The organism is Variovorax sp. EL159 (assembly GCF_900100965.1).
Taxonomy (GTDB): Bacteria; Pseudomonadota; Gammaproteobacteria; order Burkholderiales; family Burkholderiaceae_C; genus Variovorax.
This window is the reverse complement of record NZ_FMUJ01000008.1, coordinates 81,986-103,956: the sequence shown is the minus strand read 5'-3', so window position 1 is coordinate 103,956 and position 21,971 is coordinate 81,986. Positions and strand designations below refer to the sequence as shown.

The 21,971-nt window shown below is 68.4% G+C and carries 16 protein-coding genes; 6 read left to right on the top strand and 10 right to left on the bottom strand.

All coding sequences use genetic code 11. The annotated features are described in order from the left end of the window. Positions 1 to 31 precede the first annotated feature (31 nt). Positions 32 to 1,660, top strand: a complete 1,629-nt coding sequence (locus BLQ28_RS27950; protein ID WP_093246781.1) for a peptide chain release factor 3 — start codon at positions 32 to 34, stop codon at positions 1,658 to 1,660. An 18-nt stretch (positions 1,661 to 1,678) separates the two neighbouring features. Beyond that, on the top strand, positions 1,679 to 2,335 hold the full coding sequence (locus tag BLQ28_RS27945) for an SIMPL domain-containing protein (protein ID WP_093246596.1): 657 nt from the start codon (positions 1,679 to 1,681) through the stop codon (positions 2,333 to 2,335). A gap of 33 nt (positions 2,336 to 2,368) precedes the next feature. Here the strand turns inward: BLQ28_RS27945 and BLQ28_RS27940 are convergent, their stop codons facing one another. The 3 genes from BLQ28_RS27940 to BLQ28_RS27930 form a co-directional block, all read right to left on the bottom strand. Beyond that, positions 2,369 to 3,172, bottom strand: coding sequence for an ABC transporter permease (locus BLQ28_RS27940; protein ID WP_093246595.1), 804 nt, complete (start codon positions 3,170 to 3,172; stop codon positions 2,369 to 2,371). A gap of 86 nt (positions 3,173 to 3,258) precedes the next feature. Beyond that, positions 3,259 to 4,041 carry an ABC transporter permease gene (locus tag BLQ28_RS27935; protein WP_093246780.1) on the bottom strand — a complete coding sequence of 261 codons (783 nt, stop codon included), beginning with the start codon at positions 4,039 to 4,041 and terminating at the stop codon, positions 3,259 to 3,261. Between the two features lie 103 nt (positions 4,042 to 4,144). Beyond that, positions 4,145 to 5,140 carry an ABC transporter ATP-binding protein gene (locus tag BLQ28_RS27930; RefSeq protein WP_093246594.1) on the bottom strand — a complete coding sequence of 332 codons (996 nt, stop codon included), beginning with the start codon at positions 5,138 to 5,140 and terminating at the stop codon, positions 4,145 to 4,147. 117 nt (positions 5,141 to 5,257) lie between these two features. Between BLQ28_RS27930 and BLQ28_RS27925 the strand changes: the two genes are divergently transcribed. Further along, the gene (locus tag BLQ28_RS27925) at positions 5,258 to 6,094 is read left to right on the top strand and encodes an HAD-IIB family hydrolase (protein WP_093246593.1); all 837 of its coding nucleotides are present in this window, start codon (positions 5,258 to 5,260) and stop codon (positions 6,092 to 6,094) included. On the opposite strand, the gene BLQ28_RS27920 is transcribed toward BLQ28_RS27925, so the two are convergent. Further along, positions 6,084 to 7,343, bottom strand: coding sequence for an MFS transporter (locus BLQ28_RS27920; protein ID WP_093246592.1), 1,260 nt, complete (start codon positions 7,341 to 7,343; stop codon positions 6,084 to 6,086). The two genes, BLQ28_RS27925 and BLQ28_RS27920, sit on opposite strands and share 11 nt — an antisense overlap. Before the next feature lie 88 nt (positions 7,344 to 7,431). Here BLQ28_RS27920 and BLQ28_RS27915 point away from each other — a divergent pair, with 88 nt between their 5' ends. Then, complete coding sequence (locus tag BLQ28_RS27915; RefSeq protein WP_093246591.1) at positions 7,432 to 8,001, top strand: TetR/AcrR family transcriptional regulator; 570 nt, start codon at positions 7,432 to 7,434, stop codon at positions 7,999 to 8,001. Here the strand turns inward: BLQ28_RS27915 and BLQ28_RS27910 are convergent. From BLQ28_RS27910 to BLQ28_RS27890, 5 genes are all read right to left on the bottom strand, one after another. Beyond that, on the bottom strand, positions 7,988 to 8,968 hold the full coding sequence (locus tag BLQ28_RS27910; protein WP_093246590.1) for a Bug family tripartite tricarboxylate transporter substrate binding protein: 981 nt from the start codon (positions 8,966 to 8,968) through the stop codon (positions 7,988 to 7,990). The two genes, BLQ28_RS27915 and BLQ28_RS27910, sit on opposite strands and share 14 nt — an antisense overlap. A gap of 140 nt (positions 8,969 to 9,108) precedes the next feature. Then, the gene (locus tag BLQ28_RS27905) at positions 9,109 to 10,149 is read right to left on the bottom strand and encodes a histone deacetylase family protein (protein ID WP_093246589.1); all 1,041 of its coding nucleotides are present in this window, start codon (positions 10,147 to 10,149) and stop codon (positions 9,109 to 9,111) included. Positions 10,150 to 10,182: 33 nt separating this feature from the next. Continuing rightward, a complete protein-coding gene (locus BLQ28_RS27900; protein ID WP_093246588.1) occupies positions 10,183 to 11,232 on the bottom strand; it encodes an ornithine cyclodeaminase in 1,050 nt (349 codons plus the stop codon). A 144-nt stretch (positions 11,233 to 11,376) separates the two neighbouring features. Next, positions 11,377 to 12,588 (bottom strand): amidohydrolase, encoded by a 1,212-nt coding sequence (locus tag BLQ28_RS27895; RefSeq protein ID WP_256327487.1) that lies wholly within the window; start codon positions 12,586 to 12,588, stop codon positions 11,377 to 11,379. An 8-nt stretch (positions 12,589 to 12,596) separates the two neighbouring features. Continuing rightward, positions 12,597 to 13,592, bottom strand: a complete 996-nt coding sequence (locus BLQ28_RS27890) for a Bug family tripartite tricarboxylate transporter substrate binding protein (RefSeq protein ID WP_093246586.1) — start codon at positions 13,590 to 13,592, stop codon at positions 12,597 to 12,599. A 105-nt stretch (positions 13,593 to 13,697) separates the two neighbouring features. Between BLQ28_RS27890 and BLQ28_RS27885 the strand changes: the two genes are divergently transcribed. Next, on the top strand, positions 13,698 to 14,654 hold the full coding sequence (locus BLQ28_RS27885) for a LysR family transcriptional regulator (protein ID WP_093246585.1): 957 nt from the start codon (positions 13,698 to 13,700) through the stop codon (positions 14,652 to 14,654). Positions 14,655 to 14,687: 33 nt separating this feature from the next. Here the strand turns inward: BLQ28_RS27885 and uvrA are convergent, their stop codons facing one another. Continuing rightward, the gene (uvrA, locus tag BLQ28_RS27880; RefSeq protein ID WP_093246584.1) at positions 14,688 to 20,636 is read right to left on the bottom strand and encodes an excinuclease ABC subunit UvrA; all 5,949 of its coding nucleotides are present in this window, start codon (positions 20,634 to 20,636) and stop codon (positions 14,688 to 14,690) included. Positions 20,637 to 20,822: 186 nt separating this feature from the next. On the opposite strand from uvrA, the gene BLQ28_RS27875 reads away from it, so the two are divergent. Next, on the top strand, positions 20,823 to 21,935 hold the full coding sequence (locus BLQ28_RS27875) for an ABC transporter substrate-binding protein (RefSeq protein ID WP_093246583.1): 1,113 nt from the start codon (positions 20,823 to 20,825) through the stop codon (positions 21,933 to 21,935). Positions 21,936 to 21,971 lie beyond the last annotated feature (36 nt).

Here is a 21,971-nt window from a genome sequence, read left to right as displayed (position 1 = left end):
ATCGCGGCATTCCCCCGCCAGATTGCCCATCTTGTCTTTTGTTGCAGAAACCCGCCGCCGTCGCACCTTCGCGATCATTTCCCACCCTGACGCCGGCAAGACCACGCTGACCGAAAAGCTGCTGCTTTTCTCCGGCGCGATCCAGATCGCCGGCTCGGTCAAGGCGCGCAAGGCCTCGCGCCATGCCACGTCCGACTGGATGGAAATCGAAAAGCAGCGCGGCATCTCGGTGGCCTCGTCGGTCATGCAGATGCTGTACCGCGACCACGTCATCAACCTGCTCGACACGCCTGGCCACAAGGACTTCTCGGAAGACACCTACCGCGTGCTCACCGCCGTCGACTCGGCCCTGATGGTGATCGATGCCGCGAACGGCGTGGAAGCGCAGACGCGGCGCCTCATCGAGGTCTGCCGCCAGCGCGACACGCCCATCATCACTTTCGTCAACAAGATGGACCGCGAGGTGCGCGAGCCGCTCGACATCCTCGACGAAGTGGAGCGCGAACTCGGCATGCCCTGCGTGCCGATGACCTGGCCCGTGGGCCAGGGCAAGACTTTCCGCGGGATCATGAACCTGCGCACGCAGACGATGACGGTGTTCGAGTCGGGCAGCGAGCGACTGCCTCAAGACTTCGAGACCATTCCGCTGTCGGACCGCGAAACGCTGGTCAAGCGCTTCGGCGCCGACTTCGAGACCGCCATGGACAGCATGGAACTCGCCACCGGCGCATCGCCCACCTGGGACCGCGAAGCCTTCCTCGCCGGCAAGCAGACGCCGGTGTTCTTCGGCTCGGGCGTGAACAACTTCGGTGTGATGGAAGTGCTCGATGCGCTGGTCGACCTGGCGCCCTCGCCGCAGTCGCGCACCAGCACCACGCTGGTCAACCGCCAGCCGGTGGTCAAGGAGATCCAGCCCGAGGACAAGGACTTCGCGGGCGTGGTCTTCAAGGTGCAGGCCAACATGGACGCCAACCACCGGGACCGCATCGCCTTCGTGCGCATGGCCTCGGGCAAGTACACGCCGGGCATGAAGCTGAAGGTGCAGCGCACATCGAAAGAACTGCGCCCCACCAGCGTCGTGACCTTCATGAGCCAGCGCCGCGAAGCCGTCGAAGAGGCCTATGCGGGCGACATCGTGGGCTTTACCACCCACGGCGGTGTGCAGCTGGGCGACACCATCACCGACGGCGCGAGCCTGCAGTTCACCGGACTGCCGTTCTTCGCGCCCGAGCTGTTCATGACGGTGATTTTGAAGAACCCGCTGCGCACCAAGCAGCTGCAGCAGGGCCTGGCCCAATTGGGCGAGGAAGGCGCGATCCAGGTGTTCCGCCCCGAAGTCGGTGGGCCGATGCTGTTGGGCGCGGTCGGCCAGCTGCAGTTCGAAGTGGTGCAGCACCGCCTGAAAGCCGAGTACGACGCCGACGTGCGGCTCGAAGGCTGCCAGTACACGGGCGCGCGCTGGATCACGGCCGATACCCCGGCCGAGCTGCGCGAGTTCGTCAACGCGTATCCGGTGCGCATGGCCAAGGATGCGGCCGACACGCTGGCCTTCCTGTGCACCTCGCCGTACGACGTGCGGCTGGCGCAGGAGCGCTTTCCGAAGATCCACTTTCATCCGCTGCGCGAGCATGCCGGGTTGGCTCTGCAGAGCGCGGGATAACCAGGCAATCATCAAGCCATGGAAACCTACATCCAGGTGTCTGGCGAAAGCCAGTTGGTCGAGACGGTCTTCGAACACCGGGCGGCGCTGACGCTCACCGTCAAGGCATCGAAGGCCGAGGTGGCGCTGTCGGAGGCGACCAGCCTGCGCAATGCCACGATCCGCACGCTGAAGGATGCAGGTTTGAAACCCGAAGAGATCAGCGAGGGCGGGCGCGAAGCATGGCAGCCGTGGTACCGCAAGCGCAACACGGGGCAGGAAGCCTCGCACCGCGTGCTGATCGCCTGCCGCGAAACGCGCCGCCTCTATCTGGCGCTCGATGCGCTCCAGTCGCTGTTCGACAACGCCCGCCACACGCTCGAAGTCAACATGCAGCGGCCGCGCTTCGAGGCACCGGAAGGTGCGGAAGCGGCGGCGCAGGTGGCGGCCATGCAGCAGGCGCGGCACAAGGCCGAAGCCATCGCCCGTGAAGCCGGCGTCACGCTGGGCGCGGTCGCACAGATCGAAGAACTCGGATCGCAGGCCGAAAACTCCGGCGCCTATGGCGACCACACCTGGGCACTGGCCGCCGCGGCACCGATGTCGGCAGGCGGCGGTGCCGACGATTTCGAGGAACTGAGTGGCGCCACGCGCAAGCGCACGCTGCGCTACCGGGTTCGCTTCCTGATCGGCTGATCAACAGATCGATGGAAGGAAGACGGGAGCAGCTCAGCTGCCCGTCGACGCATAGCGCCGCAGCCCCAGCCGCCACACACCGAAGGCGGCTGCCAGAAACACGAAGCCCGCGAGCGGCGACACCACGCCCACCCACTCCGGCGCGCCGAGCGGATCGGTCTTGCCGAGGATGGCCAGCGCGGGGTAATAGGCGACGCAGGCCAGCGGCACCACGAAAGTCAGCACGCGGCGGAACCAGTTCGCGTACAGCGCCAGCGGGTACTGCGCCGCCTGCACGCCGCCATAAGTCAGCACGTTGGCAATCTCCAGGCTCTCGACGGTCCAGAACGCCAGCGTGCCCTGCAGCACCAGGATGCCGAGGAAGAGCGCGATGCCACCGGCCAGCGCGAACAGCGCCACCGCCACCGTGGCCGGCGTCCACGCGATGTGCGCCTGGAACGTGGCAAACACCAGCACGCCCACGCCCTGCAGCAGCCGGCCCATGCGGCTGATGCGAAAGTCGTGCCCCATCAGTTGCAGCGCGAGCGGCCGCGGGCGCAGCAGCAGGCGGTCGAAGGCGCCGGTGCGCAGGAATTCGGTGCCGAGCACGTCGAAGCCGCGCCCCAATGCATCGGCGATGGCGAACATGCAGTTCACCAGCCCGTAGAAAAGCGCCACCTCGCCGATGCCCCAGCCCTGCACCTCGCCGAAGCGATGGAACAGCGCCCAGACGGCGACCACCTCGATGCCGGAGCCCAGGAACTGGCCGAGGGTCAGCAGCAGCGCGGAGGCGGGATAGCGCGCCTGGCCGCCAACGGAAGCCCCCACGAGCCGGAAGAAAAGAGGCAACGCGCCCATGTCAGCGGCTCCGCCTTGTGGGGTGCCGCGCGCCCGGCCCCGCTCGAAAAGCGCAGGGAGCAGAAAGAGAAATGCAGGCGTCCACCCTAGCCTCCCTGGATCTGAAGACTGCGCATCGTGCGGCCCATCGTGAAACGGCCCAGCGCGACCAGCACGACGATCCAGAAGCACTGCAGCCCCAGCCCGCCCACCGCATGCCAGCCGCTCAGCTGCCCGAAGTACAGCCGCGCCGGAATGTCCATCAGGCCGGCCAACGGCTGGATCAACAGCGCGGTCTGCCAGCCGTCCGGCAGCAGCGCGAGCGGCAGCAGGTTGCCCGAGAACACGATGACCACGGGCGTCGCCACCGCACTGATGCCGCGCTCGTTGAGCGCCGCGGTGGCGGCCACGTTGAGCAGCATCACCATCGCCGTCGAGAGCAGCAGCGCCAGCACCATCGAGAGCAGGAAGGCAACGCCGGCCCCCGCGCTCGCCGGCAGTTGCCAGGCCCAGTCGCCCAGGCCCATCAGCGGCAACACAACCGCGGCAAAGGCGGCCATGAGCGCCACGCGCGGCAGCAACCGCGCGGCGATCCAGCCGGCACTGCGCGCGAACCACAGCGCGTAGGCGTCCACGGGTCGCAGGCGGTCATAAGCGACCGCGCCGGTGCGCACGGCCTGCCCCACTTCCGGATCGCCGAGCCATGGCAGCAGCACCAGCAGGCCTTGCGCGAGCCAGGTGTAGGTGATGGCCTGCGCAAGCGACATCTGCGAACCGGCGCCCGCGATGGCGGTCCCGCCATAGAACGCGGCGAACACCATCACCTTGATGCCGCCCCACCAGCACTGCGTGGCGAAGCCCGCGAGCGCGGCCGTGCGGTACTGCAGCATCTGCAGGAAGCGCGAGGCAAAGGCCGCGATGTAGGGGCGCGCCACGTCGCGCGAGTGGCTCACCGCATGGCCTCCATGCTTCGCGCCTGCGTATGCGCCGCGCTCATGCCTCGGCCGCTCCGTGCATGGCGTAGAAGCGCGCGATCACGGCCTCGATGGCCATGCCTTCGAGGCGAAGGTCTTCCACCGGATGCTCGACCGCAATGCGTGCGATCAGGGCCGGTGCCGTGGTCACGGCGGGGTCGAAGTCGAGCACCAATGTCTGGCCGTCTCGCGATTGCACGGTGGCCCCCGGCACCTGCGCGGGCAGCGTGGCGCCCGGCGCAAAATCGACCACCAGCCGGCGCTCGGCCATCACTTGCGCGCGCAGCGCCTCGACCGGGCTGTCGGCCAGCACGCGGCCGTGGCCGATGACGATCACGCGCCGCGCGAGCGCCTCGATGTCGTGCATGTCGTGCGTGGTCAGCAGCACGGTGGTGCCGCGCTCGCGGTTGGCGCGCCGCACGAAGTCGCGCACCGCCAGCTTCGAGGGCGCATCAAGGCCGATGGTCGGCTCGTCGAGAAAAAGAATGTCGGGCTCGTGCAGCAGCGCGGCCGCGATTTCTGCGCGCATGCGCTGGCCCAGCGACAGCTGCCGCACCGGCTGGTCGAGCACGCGCTCCAGGTTCAGCAGCGCGACCAGTTCGTCGCGCGTGCGGCGGTAGCGTTGCGGGTCGACGCGGTAGATGTCGCGCAGCAGGTCGAAGCCGTCGCCCACGGGCAGGTCCCACCACAGTTGCGTGCGCTGGCCGAACACCACGCCGATGCGCCCGACGTGCCGCTCCCGGTCCTTGAAGGGGTCGTGGCCGTCGATCTCCACGCGGCCGCCATCGGGCCGCAGGATGCCCGAAAGGATCTTGATGGTGGTGGACTTGCCCGCGCCGTTCGGCCCGATAAAGCCCAGCAGTTCGCCGCGTTCGAGCGAAAAAGACACGCCCGACAGCGCCTCCACCGTGCGATGGCGGCGCTGCACGAGCCCGCGCAGCGCGCCCATCACGCCGGGGTCGCGCTCGGAGATGCGGTAGGTCTTGCGGAGTTGGTCGACGAGGATGTGAGGCATGGCGTGCGCCGCGCCGGCCTTCTTGAATGAATGTGGAATGCGCGGCGGGGGCGGGATGCTACACGAAACGACAAAAGCCGCCCGGTACGATCACGGCCCCTTCAGAGATTCCTTGCCATGCCCGCGTCGTCCCCCTTGCCTTCCTCGCCGAACCACCTGCTGCCGCTGACCCGATGGGCCGCGCCGGCACGCAGTGCGCTCATCGGCGTGTTCACCGACATCGACGACACGCTGACCACCGACGGCGCGATCACGCCCGATGCGCTGCAGGCGCTGGCCGATCTGAAAACGACGGGCCTGGCCGTGGTGGCCATCACGGGCAGGCCGGTCGGCTGGAGCCTGCCGTTCGTGAACACCTGGCCAGTCGATGCCATCGTGGCCGAAAACGGCGCGGTCGCGCTGCTACCCACGGCCGGCGGACAGGTCGAGAAGCGCTACCAGCAAGACGCCGCCACCCGCGCCACCAATTTCGCGCGCATGCAGGCCGTGCTGGCGCGCATCGAGCATGAGGTTCCCGCCGCCGCGCGCGCCACCGACTCGCCCGGCCGCGAGACCGACATCGCCATCGACCACAGCGAGTTCGTGCAGCTCAGTGAAGAAACCATCGCGCAGGTCGTGGCGCTGATGCGCAGCGAAGGCATGCACGCCACCGTGAGCAGCATCCACATCAACGGCTGGTACGGCGACAACGACAAGCTCGAAGGCGCGCGCTGGATCGTGCGCGAGCTCTGGGGCCGCACGCTCGACGACGAGATGGACCGCTGGGCCTACGTGGGCGACTCCACCAATGACCAACTGATGTTCCGCAGCTTCGCCAGCAGCATCGGCGTGGCGAACGTCGCGCGCTTCGTGCCGCACCTGGAACACCTGCCGCGCTACGTGACGGCGGGCGAGCGCGGCGCAGGCTTTGCCGAAGTGGCGCGCGCGATCCTCTCGGCCCGCCCTAGCCGTTGACCGGCAGGCGATTGCGCCGCAGCACGGCCCACTGGCCCCACGCACCCACGACGGCAATCACGATCAGCACGGCCGCATAGCCTTCCACCGTCGCCAGCAGGCCGAGCGGCTTGACCAGGAAGCCCGCCAGCATCGCCGGCAGGCTGAACGCGAGATAGCTCACCACGAAGATCGCCGCGAACAGCTCGCCGCGCTCGTGCGATTGCGCCAGGGGCGCGAGCGTTTGCACCAGCGCCGAGAACGCACCGCCGAAGCCGATGCCCGCCACCGCGGTGCCGACGAAGAACAGCGCGAGCGAACGCGTGGCCAGCGACACCAGCAGCAGCGCAATGCCCAGCGCGATGCTCGCCATGCCGACGATGGCCGGCCGGGGTGCCGCAAGGCGGCCGAGCAGCGTGGGCGCGATCGCGCCCACGCCCGAGAGCACCGCCACAGTGAGGCCGTTGACCACGCCGTTGTCGATATCGAACACGTGCAGCATCAGCGAAGGCGCGAGCGACAGAAACAGCCCGCCCAGCGCCCACACCACCACGAACACCGGCAACCCGCGCGCGAACTCGGCACGCGCCTTCACAGGAATCGACACGCGCGGCACCAGCGAAGCCAGCGCGCCGGCACGCGGCGTGACGGTCTCGGGCATCCACGACACCACCACTGCGCCGGCCGCAAACACGGCCACCAGCACGCCGAACACCAGCACCACCGGCAGGCCCGTGAACTTGACAGCCATGCCCGTCAGCAAGGCGCCGACCGCGAGCCCGGCCAGCGGCGAGACGCTGGTGATCAGCGCGCCCAAACGCTTGCGCGAGGCCGGCGCGGCCTCGACCACGGCCGCGCTCAACGCGCCGCTCGCCACGCCCGTGGCAATGCCCTGCACGACGCGCGCAACGATCAGCCCGCCGATGTCGTGCGCCCACAGAAAGAGCCCCATCGCGACCGCCTGCAGCACCAGCGCGGCCAGCACCACGGGCCGCCGGCCGATGTGGTCCGACAGCGAGCCCGCCACCAAAAGCGAGATCAGCAGCGCAATCGCGTAGACCGCAAAGGCCACCGTGAGCATCGACGACGAAAAGCCCCAGGCATGCTGGAACACCACGAACAACGGCGACGGCGCGGCGGCCGCGAAGAAGAACGCGAAGAGCACCGCGGCCAGCAACGGAAAGGCCACGCCCGCCGGCAGGCGCCGGGGCTTGGCGCGGGCGGCAGCCGCAGCGGTGGCAACAGCCAGTTCAGGGCAATTGGATGACATCACAGATCCTTAACGCAACTTTTTTGGCTTTTGCGATTCTAGACCTGCATCCCTTCTAAAGCAAATATCTTTGCGTTAAAGTCCGAACATGAACGACGTTGCCCTTCCCAACAAGCGCCCTGGCGGCCGCAGTGCGCAGGTTCAGACGCTGGTGCGCACCGCCCTCGAGGAGCTGGTGGCCGAACAGGGGCGCGAGCGCGTCACCGTGCCGGCCGTGGCCGAGCGCGCGGGTGTGAGCGCGTCCAGCATCTACCGTCGTTGGGGCGATCTGGCGGGGCTGCTGGCCGAAACGGCCACGCACAAGCTGGACCCGAACCGGCCGCTGCCCGACACCGGCGCGCTGCGCAAAGACCTCGAGACCTGGGCACGAGAACTCATCACGCACCTCTCGCACCCGTGCAACACCTCGCTGCTGAAAGCCGCGGCCGCGCTGGCCAACGGCGGCTCGGACACCGACTGCCTGCGCAACCGCCGCAAGGAGGCGCTCGCGCTGGTCGAACAGGCGCGTGCTCGCGGAGAACGCGCGCCAGCGCCTGAGCAGGTGATCGACCACCTGATCGCGCCCATCGTTTTTCGTCTGGTGTTCGGCGGCGATCCGGTGAAGCCGGCGCTGGCGAGGCGGCTGGTGGACGAACTGTTCGCGATCAGTTCGTCTTGACTTCCTTCGCCAGCCCGAGCGTCTCGATCACGGCCTTCTCGCGCACCACCGTGTCCTGCGCGAACTTGGTGTACGTCGCCGAGCTCATGTAGTTCGGCAGCATGTCGTAGCGGCCCAGCGAGGCCACGTAGCTCGGCTCTTCCATCGCCTGCTTGAAGGCGTCGTGCAGCTTCTTCACCACCTCGGGCGGCGTGCCCTTGGGTGCGCCGATGCCGAAGGGCGAGTTCTGCACCACGTCGTAGCCCAGTTCCTTCAACGTGGGCGCATCGGGGAACTTGGCCAGGCGCTTGTCGCCCCAGGTGTTCAGCACGCGCAGCTTGCCGGCCTCGACCTGCGGCGCGAAGCCGGTGCTGTCGGCCGCGGCCATCAACTGGCCGCTGACCACCGCGAGCATCAGGTCGGCGCTGCCCTTGTAGGGCACGTGCTGCAGTTCGATGCCGGCCTTCTGCGCCACGATCTCGGTCGTCAGGTGCGGGCTGGTCAGCGTGCCGGTGGAGCCGTAGGTGAGCTTGCCGGGGTTGGCCTTGGCGTAGGCGACGAAGTCGGCCCAGGTCTTGAACGGGCTGTTGGCCGGCACCACGATGCCGAAGGCGTAGCCCGTCACGTTCAGCACGTAGGTGATGTCCTTGAGCGGGTCCCAGTTGATCTTGGTGGTGTAGCCCAGGCGGAACACGCCGAGCGGGATCTGCGCGACGGTGTAGCCGTCGGGCTGCGAGGTCTGCAGCGCCTGTGCGGGCAGCGTGCCGCCGGCGCCGGGCTTGTTGTCGATGATGACCGGCTGGCCGAGGATCTTGCTTGCGTTGTCGGCAAGCTGGCGCATCGTGATGTCGGTCGGGCCGCCCGCCGGGAAGGCGATGACCAACTTGATGGGCTTGGCAGGAAAGCCCTGCGCGAATGCCGCCATTGAAGAAGCGAAACCGCACGCGGCGAGCGTGGCGGCACGAAGGAATGATGAGCGGCGGAGCATGGCTGACTGGATCCTGACTTTGGGAAGCGCCGATTGGGCCCCGCCCGGTGGGCGAAGGCAATCGGGGCTCCCCTGATTTCCTGGGGAAATCAGGGCCATTCGGGCCGCCGGCGTCGCGCTTGCGTCAGCGCGAACCGTGGCTACGCCTGCTCGAACCCCTGGAGCACGTTGCCCGCGTTGATGCCGACCTCTTCCACCGCGTAGCCGCCCTCGAAGACGAACACCGTCGGCAGGCCGGCGCGCGCCAGGTCTTCGCCCATGCGCAGGTAGTCGTCGCTCTTGAGTTTGAAGCCGGAGATCGGGTCGCCCTCGAAGGTGTCGACGCCGAGCGAGACCACGAGCGCGCCCGCCTTCACCTCGGCGATGCGGTCGAGCGCGGTCTTCAGCGCGACGCGCCAGGCCGTGAAATCGGTGCCGCGCGGCAGCGGCAGGTTGTGGTTGAAGCCTTCGCCTTTTCCGGCACCGCGCTCGTCGGCATGGCCGAGGTAGTACGGGTAGTCGGTCAGCGGATCGCCGTGCAGGCTGGCGAAGTGCACGTCGCTGCGGTCGTAGAAGATAGCCTGTGTGCCATTGCCGTGGTGGTAGTCCACGTCGAGCACGGCCACGCGCGCCACGCCCGCATCGCGCAGCGCCTGCGCTGCGACGGCCGCGTTGTTGACGAAGCAGTAGCCGCCGAAAAAGTCGGCGCCCGCATGGTGGCCCGGCGGCCGCGTGAGCGCAAAGGCCGCGCGTTCGCCGCCGATGACGCGTTGCGCCGCCGTCCACGCACAGGCCGCACCGTGGCGCGCGGCCGCCCAGCTGCCGGCCATCAACGGCGTGCCCGCATCGAAAGAGAACAACCCCAGGCGCGCCGGAAAGCTCTTCGGCAACACGTCGCTGCGCATGCCGCGCGTGGGCCAGTACGAGGGCAAGGCATCGCGCGACACGTTGGCCGGATCGAGCGCCACCCATTCCTCCCAGGCGTGCGCGACAAAGTCCAAGTAGCGCGGCGCATGCACCTTGGCGAGCAGCGCGTCATCGAAGGCATCGGGCGCCTGCAGCACGCCGAGCTTGCGGCGCTCCAGCTCCTGCCTCACGTGGTCGACGCGCGCGGGCACCTCGAAGCACGGCACGAGTTCGCCGCGGAACATTTCGACTTTGCCCTGGTGAAGCGAATGCCGGTCGTTGTAGATGGTGAGCATGAAGAAGAAAGGCGTGATCGACGATGCCGCAGATCATGCCGCACGCCGCAGCACCGCCCGGCGCCGGCCCGAGGCCGTGAGGCCGAACAGGTCCTTCGGGTCGTCCAGCTCGGGCACCAGCGCGATCTGCTGGCCGATGCCACGTTCGCTGGCAATGCGCTGGATGTAGCGCAGCGCGGTGTAGTCCTCGAGCGCGAAGCCGACCGAGTCGAACAACGTGACCTGCCCCGCGCTCTCGCGGCCCGGCACCTCGCCGAGCAGCACGCGCCACAGCTCGTGCACCGGGAAGTCGGCCGGCAGCTGCTGGATCTCGCCTTCGACGCGGGTCTGCGGCTCGTACTCGACGAACACGCGCGCCCGGCGCAGCACATCGGGATGCAGCTCGGTCTTGTCCGGCGAGTCGCCGCCCACGGCGTTGATGTGCATGCCCGGCTCGATCATGTCGGGTGTGAGCACGGTCGCGCGGCCCTGGTAGGCGGTGATGGTGGTGACGATGTCGGCCCCGCGCACCGCCTCGGCCACGGAGCGCGCGCGCACGATCTCCAGCGGCGTGCAGGCCGACAGGTGGCGCACCAGCTTGTCGGTGGCGTGCGGGTCGGTGTCGAACACGCGCACTTCCTCGATGCCCAGCAACGCATGGAAGGCCAGTGCCTGGAACTCGCTCTGCGAGCCGTTGCCGATCAGCGCCAGGCTGCGCGAATCGGGCCGGGCCAGCGCCTGCGCCGCCATGGCCGAGGTGGCCGCGGTGCGCAAGGCGGTGGTGAGCGTGAGCTCCGACAGCAGCACGGGGTAGCCGGTATCGACCTCGGCCAGCACGCCGAAGGCCATGACGGTCGGCAGCCCGACCTGGGTGTTGTGCGGGTGCCCGTTGACGTACTTGAAGGCGTAGGCGCCATCGTCGGCCACCGGCATCAGCTCGATCACGCCCAGGTGCGAATGGCTGGCCACGCGCGCCTTCTTGTCGAACTCTCGCCAGCGCATGAAGTCGTCGCGCAATGCGTCGGCCAGGGCTTCCAGGAATTGGGGAACGCCGGTCTCGTCCACCAGGCGGACCAGGCTGTGAACATCGATGAAGCGGGTCATGGCATGGCTCCTTGCGTAGCCCCGACGCGGCGCTTCATCCCATCGCATGTTCACTCCACCATGGCTGATTCAGGATGCGCCTGCGCCAAGGGTTGGAGCCATTGTGCGCCGGTTTCCACAACCTTGGCGAGCCCCTCGAAAGGCCTATGCGTTCAGGTGAAAAGGCGCGTTGGCGAAGAGCTGCACGCCGTGCAGCAGCGCGTCTTCGTCGAAGTCGAAATGCGGGTGGTGATGCGGATGCACGATGCCCTTGGCACTGCTGCGCGCGCCCACGAAGACATAGGCGCCCGGCGCATGCTTGAGGAAGGCGCTGAAGTCTTCGCTGTTCGGCAACGGCTTGATCGCATGGAGCGCCGCCGTGGCAATGCCCTGCTGCACCACCTCGCGCATGCGCCCGGCCACCGCCGCATCGTTGACCACCGGGCTGTAGCCCCGGATGTATTCGAGCGTGCACTGCGCGCCGTGCGCCGCCGCCACGCCATTGGCGATGCGCTCGACCAGCGCGGGCACCTGTTCGCGCACCTGCTCGCTGAAGCAACGCACCGAGCCCCAGAGCTCGACCGCATCGGGAATCACGTTGAAGGCGCTGCCACCGTCGAAACGCGTGACCGAGAGAATCAGCGCCTCGTGCGGATCGGTGTTGCGCGAGACGATCGACTGCAGGTTGCCGACGATCTGCGCGCCGATCATGATCGGATCGATGCAGCGGTCGGGGTTGGCCGCATGGCCGCCACGGCCGCGCAGGCGCAGCACGAAGCGGTCGGAGCTGGCCAGCGCCGGGCCGTCGAGCACGGCGATGTGGCCGGTGTCGAGCGTCGACATCACATGGGCCGAGATGATCTGGTCGACGCCCTGCATCACGCCCGCGTTCACCATTTCCTGGGCACCGCCGGGGTGCTGTTCTTCAGCGTGCTGGAAGAAGAAGCGAACCTCGCCCGGCACCTGCGCGCGCAGGCCGGCCAGCAGGCGGGCGGCGCCCAGCAGCATCGCCGCGTGGCCATCGTGGCCGCAGGCGTGCATGACGTTGGCATTGCGCGAGGCGTAGTCGCAGCTTTTCTGGTCCTGCAGTGGCAGCGCGTCGATGTCCGCGCGCATGGCCAGCGTGCGCCCTGCCCGGCCGCCGGCCAGGCGCGCCACGAGGCTTGTCGATGTGGGGCGCGTGACCTCGAGCCCTTCGATGGCCGCGAGTTCGCGTTCGAGGAAATCGGCGGTGTCCACCTCCTTGAACGACAGCTCCGGATGCCGATGCAGGTGGCGCCGCCATGCGACGACCTCGGCGTGCTGGCGCTGCGATTGCGCATCGATGATTTCGGCGACGCCGGCGTGGGACATATCGGTTTCTTGGGTTGCGGTCATGGCGTTACTCATTCGGGGCTGATGCCGGCGGCTTGCACGATGCGGCGGTTGCGCGCCAGCCCGCTTTCGATCTGCGCACGGAACGCCTCGGGCGAACTGCCGACGGCCTCCACGCCCAGTTCCTTCATGCGCGCCAGCAGCGCCGGGTCGCGCAGCGCCGCCACAGCCGCGTCGTGCAGCTTCTTCTGGATGGCGGGCGGCGTCTTCGCGGGTGCCACGAGGCCGAACCACGTCATGGCGAGTTCGTTGAGGTCGGGCTGGCCCAGCTCCTTGAGCGTAGGCACCGAAGGCAATGCATCCAGCCGCCGCTGGGCACCCACGGCGAAGGGCAGCAGCTTGCCGCTCTTGATGTACGAGGCCGACGAGGGGTATTGGTCGCTGGAGACCTGCGTCTCGCCCGCGAGCGCCGCCGTCAGCGCGGGCCCCATGCCGCGGTAGGGAATGTGGCGCAGCTTGAACTTGAGATCGGTGTTCATCGCCTCGATCAGCAGGTGGCTGATCGAGCCCGGACCCGACGAGCCCATGTTGTAGTTGTCGGGCTTGGCACGCACCTCGGCCACGACCTGTTGGAAGCTGCGCCCCGGAAACGACGGATGCACCATGAACACGGCCGGCACGGTGGCCAGCACGGTGATCGGCGCCAGGTCCTTGAGCGGATCGACGCGGTTCGCCTTGAGCATGACCGGGTTCACCGTCAGCGTGCTCACGGTGCCGATGCCGATGGTGTAGCCGTCGGCATCGGCCCGGCTCACGGCCTCGGAGCCGATCATGCCGCCGCCACCGGCCCGGTTGTCCACGATCACCGGCTGCCCCAGCGTGGCCTGCATCCTGTCGGCCACGAGGCGGGCCACCAGGTCGGTGGAGCCGCCGGGCGCGAACGGAACGACCAGCTTGATGGGGCGCTGCGGATAGCTGTCCTGCGCGAAGACCGGCGCACCGGCCGAGAACGCGAGAAGCCCCAGGAGGGATGAAAAGGCCGCAAGCCGACGTCGCGAAAACTGCATGGCGTTTCTCTGTGGGAGCGAAAAGTGGGTCGGATTATGTTGACGGCATCGATAGGCATCCAATAGATTCATTGCCAAATCCATAAGCAGAACCAATACCTCTCGATGCCCACGGTCACGCCCGCTTCGTCCGTTCTCTACGCCCGCCTGCTCGCCAAGGGACGGCTGCGGCACCTGCAGTTGCTGGTATCGATCGCAGACTCGGGCGGCGTCCGGCGCGCGGCCGAGCAGATCGGCATGAGCCAGCCGGCGGCAACGCAGGCGCTCGGCGACATCGAGGAACTGCTTGGCACGCCGCTCTTCGAGCGCCATGTGCGCGGCATGCGGCTCACCTCCGCCGGCCGCGCGGTGGTTCCCATGGCCCGCAACACGCTGAGCGCACTGCGCGCCTCCGCCGACACCGTGCACGCGCTGCAGGCGGGCGCGAGCGGCGTGCTGCGCGTGGGTGCCATTCCCGCCGCCGCGTCGGGCCTGCTGTGCCGCATGCTGCCCGCGTTCGGCGCGCGCCATCCGGACCTGCGCATCGAAGTGCTGGAGGCGCCCGGCGAGCAGTTGCAGGCGGACGTGATGTCGGGCCGCGTCGACCTGGCGCTGTGCCGGCGTCCCGCTGAAACGCCCGTGGCCCCCTTCGCGTTCGCGCCGCTCGCACCCGACGTGCCGTGGATCGTCGCGGGCCGGCGCCATCCGCTGGTGCGCAAGCCACGGCCCACGCTCGACGACCTGCGCGCCGCGCGCTGGACGCTGCCGATTCAGGGACTGGGCGTGCGCGATGTGTTCGATGCGCTGTTCGCTCCCGGCGCGCCGGCACCCGCGCTGCATCCGATCTCGACCACCTCGCTGCCGCTGGTGCTGGAGATCCTGCGCCGCGAGCGCGTGCTGTCATTGATACCGCGCAGCCTGATCGAGCCCTTCGTGCAGTGGGGGTTGATCGCGCGCGTCGCCTTCGAGCTGCACAGCGAGTTCGAGGGCATCGGCGTGCTGCAGGGCCCGCAGAGCGACAGCCCCGCCGTGGCGGCCTGCCTCGAAGCGCTGCACGAAGCGGTCCAGGCGCCCGTCGCCTGAACCGCGTGCCCGGCCTTCAGGGCCAACAGCAGGTCAGCGCGCGAGCACAGGCGCCAGTGCCACGCCGGTGTGCGTGCCCAGCCGCACCACCTCTTCGGGCGGTGCCGCCGCCACGATGCGCCCGCCGGCGTTGCCGCCTTCGGGCCCGAGGTCGATGATCCAGTCGGCCTCTGCGATCACGTCGAGGTCGTGCTCGATCACGACCACGCTGTGGCCGCCGTTCACCAGCCGGTGCAGCACGTGGATGAGCTTCTCGACGTCGGCCATGTGCAGGCCCACGGTCGGCTCGTCGAGCACGTAGAGCGTGTGCGGCGCCTTCTGGCCACGGCGCGTGATGTCGTCGCGCACCTTGCTCAGTTCGGTCACCAGCTTGATGCGCTGCGCCTCGCCGCCCGAGAGCGTGGGCGAGGGCTGGCCGAGCGTGAGGTAGCCCAGCCCCACGTCCTTCAGCAGCTGCAGCGGATGGCTGATGTTGGGCATGCTCGCGAAGAACTCGACGGCTTCGTCGACTTCCATCTTCAGCACGTCGCCGATGCTCTTGCCGCGCCAGCTCACGGCCAGCGTCTCGGGGTTGAAGCGTGCACCGTGGCAGACCTCGCAAGGCACCTTCACGTCGGGCAAAAAGCTCATCTCGATGGTGCGAACGCCGGCGCCTTCGCAACCCGGGCAACGGCCCTCGCCGGTGTTGAAGCTGAAGCGCGCCGGGCCGTAGCCGCGCGCCTTGGCTTCGAGCGTGTCGGCGAACAGCTTGCGGATGGTGTCCCAGAAGCCGATGTAGGTCGCGGGGCAACTGCGCGGCGTCTTGCCGATGGGGGTCTGGTCGACTTCGAGCACGCGGTCGATGACCTCGTAACCATCGACGCCGCTGCAGCCCGCCCAGGCCGGTCGCTTGCCGGCGGCATCCGCATCGCGGCCCGCCTTGGTCATGCGCTGCACGACGATGCCCTGCACGTTGGCCAGCAGCACGTCGCGCGCGAGCGTGGACTTGCCCGAGCCGCTGACGCCGGTGACCACCACGAGGCGGTGCAACGGCAGCGTGGCGGTGATGTCCTGCAGGTTGTGCAGGTCGGCGCCGTGCACGGTGAGCCATGCGTTGGCGTTTGCCTCCTGACTTGCTCCCTCCCCCGCTGGGGGAGGGTTGGGGTGGGGGCTCGCGGCGTTCGCACGTCCGGCAGCCTTCTTGGAGGCCGTCGCGCCCCCTCCCCGGCCCTCCAGAGAAACCAGACGCCGCGTCTGCAACGGATGCCTGATCGCATCGCGCAGATACCGCCCCGTCTGCGAATCGCCCGCCTTCTCGATGTCCGCCACCGAGCCTTCAGCCACCAGCCGCCCGCCGCGCTTGCCCGCGCTCGGACCGATGTCGATGATGTGATCGGCGCGGCGAATGGTGTCTTCGTCGTGCTCCACCACCACCAGCGTGTTGCCCTTGTCACCCAGCTTGTGCAGCGCGTTCAGCAGGATCTGGTTGTCGCGCGCATGCAGGCCGATGGTCGGCTCGTCGAGCACGTAGCACACGCCCTGCAGGTTGCTGCCGAGTTGCGCCGCCAGGCGGATGCGCTGGGCCTCGCCGCCGCTCAGCGTGGGCGCGCCACGGTCGAGCGTGAGGTAGCCCAGGCCCACCTCTTCGAGAAATTCGAGGCGGCTCTTGATCTCGGGCACCAGGTCGCGCGCGATCTCCGCTTCGCGGCCCTTGAGGTCCAGCCCCTCGAACCACTGCCGCACCTCGGTCACGCTCATGCGCGCCAGCTCGGTGATGCCGATGCCGCCGCTGCCGTCCGCCGGCGAAGCGCCGAAGCTCACCGCGCGTGCCGTGGCATTGAGCCGCGTGCCTTCGCAGGTCGGGCACACCACGTCGGCCAGGTCCTCGACCTCGGGTTCGGCAAACGTCTGTTCGCGGCCCTTGTTGTCGTCGTCGCGGATGGAGTCGTCAAAGACCTTGCGCTGGTCCTTGCTGAGCTTGACGCCAGTGCCCACGCAGTCGGGGCACCAGCCGTGCTTGCTGTTGTAGCTGAACAGGCGCGGATCGAGCTCGGCATAGCTGGTGCTGCACACCGGGCAGGCGCGCAGCGTCGAGAACACCTGCACGCGGCCGATGCCCGCGGCCGACACGCCGGCCATCATCGCGGCGCGCAGGCCGTCGAGATCGCTCAGCACATGCACCACGCCCTTGCCGTGTTCGAGCGCCCGGGTCAGCGCCTCGCGCAGCTCGGTCTCCTTCGAGGGCAGCACGTCGAGGCTGGCCACCGGCAGCTCGATGCTGTGTTCCTTGAAGCGGTCGATGCGCGGAAAGCCCGTGGTCGGCAGGAAGTCGCCATCGACGCGCAGGTGCGTGAAGCCGCGCGGCCGCGCCCAGTCGGCCAGCTCGGTGTACACGCCCTTGCGGTTGCTCACCAGCGGCGCGAGCAGGCCGATGTGCTGGCCCTTGAAGTTGCGCATGAGCTGCGCCGCGATGCTGTCGGGTGTCTGCGGCTGCACGGCCGCGCCGTCGTGGATGCAATGCTGGATGCCCAGCTTCACGTACAGCAGGCGCAGGAAGTGCCACACCTCGGTGGTGGTGCCCACCGTGCTCTTGCGGCCACCGCGCGACAGGCGCTGCTCGATGGCCACGGTCGGCGGAATGCCGTAGACCGCATCGACCTCGGGCCGCCCCGCCGGCTGCACGATGCTGCGCGCATAGGCGTTGAGCGATTCGAGGTACCGGCGCTGGCCTTCGTTGAAAAGAATGTCGAACGCGAGCGTCGACTTGCCCGAGCCGCTCACGCCCGTGACCACGCTGAACTTGCCGCGTGGAATGTCGACGCTGAGGTTCTTCAGGTTGTGCTCGCGCGCATTCACGATCTCGATCGCGGTGCCGCCCGGCGCGGTCTTGGCGTTGGCCACGTAGCGCCGTGCCGCGCGCTCGGCCACCTTGTAGGCCTCGGGGCCGATGGCGAGTTCGTAGTCGGCCAGCGCGGCGCCGGTGAGCGACGCGCGGTTCTCGCGCAGTTGCTCGGGCGTGCCCTCGGCCACCACCAGGCCACCGCCCTCGCCGCCTTCGGGGCCGAGGTCGATGCACCAGTCGCTGGCGCGGATCACGTCGAGGTTGTGCTCGATCACCACCAGCGAATGGCCGGCGTCGAGCAGCTTGCGCAGCGCACGCATCAGGCGCGCGATGTCGTCGAAGTGCAGACCGGTGGTCGGCTCGTCGAACAGGAACAGCGTGCCCTTGCGCGCCACCGACTGCTTGCTCGCGGTCGCACCCTTGGCCGCTTCGGCCAGAAAGCCCGCGAGCTTCAGGCGCTGCGCCTCGCCGCCCGAGAGCGTGGGCACAGGCTGACCGAGCTTGACGTAGTCCAGGCCCACGTCGGAGATGGGTTGCAGCACGCGCAGCACGTCGCGGTCGGCCTCGAACACGGCGGCCGCTTCGGCCACGGTGAGGTCGAGCACGTCGGCCACGTTGTAGCTCTTGCCCTTGCGCTCCACGTGCACTTCGAGGATCTCGGGGCGGTAGCGCTTGCCGTCGCAATCGGGGCAGCGCAGGTACACGTCGGACAGGAACTGCATCTCGACGTGCTCGAAGCCCGAGCCGCCGCAGGTCGGGCAGCGCCCGTCGCCGGAGTTGAAGCTGAACTTGCTCGCGGTGTAGCCGCGCTGGCGCGACAGTGCGGCGGTGGCGAAGATTTCGCGGATGGCGTCCCACGCGCCCACGTAGCTCGCGGGGTTGGAGCGCGCGGTCTTGCCGATGGGCGACTGGTCGACGAAGACCACGTCGCCCAGGTGATCGGCGCCGAGCAGGCGGTCGTGCGCGCCCGGCGTTTCGGTCGCCTTGCCGAAGTGGCGCATGAGCGCGGGGGCCAGCACGTCCTGAATGAGCGTGGACTTGCCCGAGCCGCTCACGCCGGTCACGCACACGAGGCGCGCGAGCGGAAACTCGACGGTGATGTTCCGCAGGTTGTGCTCGCGCACGCCTTCCAGGATGAGCCGGTGCGTGTTCTCGCTCACCAGCCGCTTGAAGCCCATGCCGATCTTCTTGCGCCCGCCCAGGTACTGGCCGGTGAGCGTGTCGGCATCGCGCAGCAGGTCGGTGGTGCCGTCGAACACGATCTGTCCGCCGCGAATGCCGGGGCCGGGGCCCATGTCGATCACGCGGTCGGCCGCGAGCATCACGGCCGGGTCGTGCTCGACCACCACCAGCGTGTTGCCCGCATCGCGCAGGCGCAGCATGGCCTCGGTGATGCGGTTCATGTCGCGCGGGTGCAGGCCGATGCTGGGCTCGTCGAGCACGAACAGCGTGTTGACGAGCGAGGTGCCGAGCGCGGTCGTGAGGTTGATGCGCTGCACTTCGCCGCCCGAGAGCGTGCGGCTCTGGCGGTCGAGCGTGAGGTAGCCGATGCCGACGTCGTGCAGGTAGCGCAGGCGGGTGGTGATTTCTTCGAACAGCAGCTTGAGCGCCTGCGCTTCGCCCTGTCTTGCACCTTCCCCCTCTGGGGGAAGGTGGGGATGGGGGCTCTCGGCCTCGGCAGAAGCGGCCGGGCTTGCAAGCGCCGCCTGCCCCCACCCCTGCCCTCCCCCAGCGGGGGAGGGAGCCATGCCCTGGCCCATGCGGTCGAAGAACTTTCGCAGCCGCTCGATCGGCAACAGCATCAGGTCGTGCAGGCACAACCCCGGCAGCGCCTCGAGCTGCGCGCGCGTCCACTTCACGCCCGTCGGCATGAAGCGCTTCTCGGGCGGCAGCACCGCATCCGCGTCTTCCTTGCTGCCGATGCGCCAGATCAGGCTGTCGAGCTTCAGGCGCGCGCCGCTGCAGGTCGGGCACTGCGTGTAGCTGCGGTACTTCGACAAGAGCACGCGGATGTGCATCTTGTAGGCCTTGCTTTCCAGGTACGCGAAGAAGCGGCGCACGCCGTACCACTGCTTGTTCCAGTTGCCTTCCTTGTAGTTGGGCGTGCCCTCGATCACCCAGTGCTTCTGTTCTTCGGTGAGCTTGTTCCAGGGCGTGTCGCGCGGAACGCCAGCCGCTTCGGCGTGGCGCATCAGGTCGTCCTGCGCTTCTTTCCAGGCGGGCGTCTGGATGGTCTTGATCGCGCCGGCGCGCAGCGTGAGCTTGTCGTTCGGAATCACGAGGCCCAGGTCGACGCCGATCACGCGGCCAAAGCCGCGGCAGGTGTCGCAGGCGCCGACGGCCGAGTTGAACGAGAACATCGACGGGATCGGGTCGGTGTAGCGGATGTCGCTCTCTGGGCAATGCAGCCCGGTGGAGAACTTCCACACATCGGGCGGCGTCGCCTCGTCGGCCGCTAGTGCGTGCACCGTGACTCGGCCGCTGCCGCGCTTGAGCGCCACCTCGATGGCCTCGACCACGCGGGCCCGCTCGCCGCTCGACGCGCGGAAACGGTCGGCCACCACGTCGAGCACCTTGCGCGGCCCGGTGGGCGTGGCCACCTCGCGCTCGGACTGCACGCGCGTGAAGCCGCTGGCCGACAGCCATTGCGTGACTTCATCGGCCGTGGTGCTGGCCGGCAGCTCGACCGGAAAGGTGACCACCAGCCGCGGATCGCCCGCCGCGGCCGCGCGCTCGACGATCTGCGCATAGATGCTGTCGGGCGAATCGTGGCGCACCGGCAGCGCGGTCTCGCGGTCGAACAGGTTGGCCGCGCGCGCAAAGAGCAGCTTCAGGTGGTCGTTCAGCTCGGTCATCGTGCCGACCGTGGAGCGCGAGGAGCGCACCGGGTTGGTCTGGTCGATGGCGATGGCAGGCGGCACGCCTTCGACCTTGTCGACGGCCGGCTTGTCCATGCGGTCCAGGAACTGGCGCGCATAGGCGGAGAAGGTCTCCACATAGCGCCGCTGGCCTTCGGCATAGAGGGTGTCGAACACGAGACTCGATTTGCCCGAGCCGCTGGGCCCGGTCACCACGGTCATCTCGCCGGTGCGGATGTCGAGGTCGAGGTTCTGGAGGTTGTGCTGGCGCGCGCCGCGAATCCGGATGGAGCCCTGTGTCATGAATGCCTTGGGGGGTGGGGCAAACATTCTAGGGAGTGGTCGGTGACGTCTTCGTGCACTCCGTCACATGGTCGGTGGCTGCGCAGGGGTTTGTCTGGATGGCATTTTGGACACTTTCAGAAACAAATACGACGTTTGTTTGCACATGTTTGCGCCGCCTCCTGCGGCCCTTCCTGAAAGGTTTCCATGACGAAGACGCGCACGCTTTGCGCCGCCGCCCTGCTGGCCTTGATGGCCATGGGCGCATCGGCCCAGCTCCTGATCGGCCAGACCGCCGGCATGACCGGTTCGGTGGCCGCGAGCGTGAACGAAACCATCGGCGGCGCGCAGCTGGTGATCGACGCGGCCAATGCCCAGGGCGGTATTCACGGCGAGAAGATCGAGGTGCTGCGCATGGACGACGGCTTCGACGTCAAGCGCGCCAGCGAGAACGCACGCATGCTGATCGAGGACAAGAAAGTGCTGGCGCTCTTCATGAGCCGGGGCACGCCGCATTCGCAGGCCATCATTCCGTGGCTCGACAAGTACGACGTGGCGCTCATCGGCCCGTCGACCGGCGCGATGGTGCTGCACAAGCCGCTGCAAAAGCATGTGTTCAACGTGCGCGCCACCTACCAGCGCGAGGCCGAGAAGGCGGTGCAGCACCTGCTGACCATCGGCCTCACGCGCATCGCCGTGGTCTACGTGACCGACTCGTTCGGGCAGGACGCGCTCGAAGGCGCGATGACCGGCTTCACCAAGGGCAAGGCCAAGCCCATCGCCACGGTGCCGGCCGACCGCGACAAGCCCGACTACAAGACCATCGTGCCGGCCATCAAGGAAGCCAACGCACAGGCCGTGCTGTGGATCGGTTCGGGCGTCGCGGTGGTCGACGGCATCAAGGCGCTGCGCGCCTCAGGCTCGGCGGCGCAGGTGGTCACGCTGTCGAACAACGCGTCGTCGGGCTTCATCAAGCAGCTTGGTGATGCGAGCAAGGGCGTGATCGTGACGCAGGTGTTCCCGAGCGAACGCTCGCTCGGCCAGCCGATGGTGAAGGAGGCGCTCACCCTTGCGCAGGCCAAGGGCCAGAAGGAACTGTCGCCGGCTGCGCTCGAAGGCTTCGCCTCTGCCAAGGTGCTGGTCGAGGCGCTGCGCCGCGCGGGCCCCAAGCCCACGCGCGCCAAGGTGGTGGCCGCGCTCGAAAGCATCCGGGGCTACGACCTGGGCGGCGGGCTGGAGGTGAGCTATTCGCCCACGGACCACAGCGGGATCGACTTCGCGGACCTGGCCATCATCAGCGACGGGCGCTTCAAGCGCTGAGTTCCGCTCCGCCTCCGCACCCTGCACACGGCCCGC